This window comes from Coleofasciculus sp., from assembly GCF_046565525.1.
Lineage (GTDB): Bacteria > Cyanobacteriota > Cyanobacteriia > Cyanobacteriales > Coleofasciculaceae > Coleofasciculus.
Genome location: NZ_JBKHUP010000253.1, coordinates 1 through 1,391, shown reverse-complemented (window position 1 = coordinate 1,391; position 1,391 = coordinate 1). Strand labels below are relative to the sequence as shown.

2 protein-coding genes are annotated in these 1,391 nt (G+C 46.7%); both read left to right on the top strand.

Features of this window, described 5'->3' with window-relative positions; translation table 11 throughout:
• Positions 1 to 163: 163 nt before the first annotated feature.
• Positions 164 to 700 (top strand): peroxiredoxin family protein, encoded by a 537-nt coding sequence (locus ACLGGO_RS35560; RefSeq protein WP_446422849.1) that lies wholly within the window; start codon positions 164 to 166, stop codon positions 698 to 700.
• Positions 701 to 912: 212 nt separating this feature from the next.
• Positions 913 to 1,152, top strand: coding sequence for a hypothetical protein (locus tag ACLGGO_RS35555; RefSeq protein WP_446337398.1), 240 nt, complete (start codon positions 913 to 915; stop codon positions 1,150 to 1,152).
• The last annotated feature ends 239 nt before the right edge of the window (positions 1,153 to 1,391 follow it).

The following is a 1,391-nucleotide window of genomic DNA, read 5'->3' as shown; positions in this document are numbered from 1 at the left end:
CCAGACGTACTGCCGGGGGTCATTGACCTAGGTAAGTGTCCGCGAACCAGGAAATCTCCGTAGCGATACTGGGAATCTCCAACTTCAACGAAGTAAGTTGGGGAGGATGTCAACTGCCATCTACCTTTTGCGATAAAATAAGTTGTTGGATCAGGTGAAGTCAATGCTAACATCAACTGACTTTAGGGGTTTATTTAACGAGCGTTTTCTGCGTAATTTTTTTCCCATACCGGCTACTAATCCGTTGAGATTAGGACAACTGACTCCAGATTTTGAACTACCAGACATCACAAATAATCGTCAGGTGAGATTATCGAGTTACCGAGAACAGCAACCTGTTCTGCTGGCGTTTACCCGCATTTTTACCGAAAAGCAATATTGCCCCCTTTGCTATCCTCATATTCAGGCGATGAATGAGCAATACGAGCAATTTACCCAGAAGGGGGTAGAGGTGTTAATGATAACGAGTACTGATCCTCAGCAAAGCAAAACAGTGGTCAAGGATTTAGGATTAAAAATACCCCTGTTGAGTGATCCGAGTTGTCGCACCTTTCAAACCTATCAAGTTGGTCAGGCACTGGGAGCGCCTTTACCTGCTCAGTTTCTAGTCGATAAGCAAGGTAAACTCCGCTTTAAACATTTGTTTTCATTCTTATCTCCAAATGCGGAGATGGAGAAGGTGATCTCGATCCTTGAGTAGTTGCTTGTCGTCTGGGTTCTGTGTGTGTGATGACGAGGGATGAAATAGACGAGCAACTGTTGCTAACGATAAATAGAAAATTTTGCGCCAAGTCATTGAATTCAATTCCACACAATCAAGTGAGGATTCCTATCCATACTGAAATTTGGATAGAGTTTTTAAGGGATATTACTGAATCAGATTGCTGCCTACTATACCAGAGGAGTCTACCAATGGAAGATACAATCAAGGTTCAAACTATTGATAAAAATAACTGGAGTACCACATTGCAGGGATTCCAACCCAATCAGGTTCGGCAGGTTTGGCAAGTCCTTGCTTTTGATGGAACAATCCTGGGTACTATCTGTGAATCGGTAGAGGATAAATACTACCTCAACGGTCATCCCGAATTGGACTATCCATCTCTACAAGTAGCGGCGAGAGTCCTGATTGAAAATCAAGGATCTTTGTAAATACCCTTCTACCCTTTCATACCAAGTTGCATTCAAAGATATAACTTTCTCTTCCCCAGCTCCCTCCGCTCCCCCAGCTCCCTCTGCTCCCCCTGCTCCCCCTGCTTTCCCTGCTCCCCCAGCTTCCCCTGCTTCCCCTGCCTCCCCCTCCTTCCCCCCCTCCCCTCCCCCCCCCCTATACCCCCCCCCCCCTGCCGCCGATCCCCTGCCTTCTGCTCCCTCTGCCCGCCCCATCCTCT

Bases quoted from the DNA above. Each gene is read 5' to 3' on its own strand.
- ACLGGO_RS35555 (WP_446337398.1), top strand. From the start codon at position 913: ATGGAAGATACAATCAAGGTTCAAACTATTGATAAAAATAACTGGAGT.
- ACLGGO_RS35560 (WP_446422849.1), top strand. From the start codon at position 164: ATGCTAACATCAACTGACTTTAGGGGTTTATTTAACGAGCGTTTTCTG.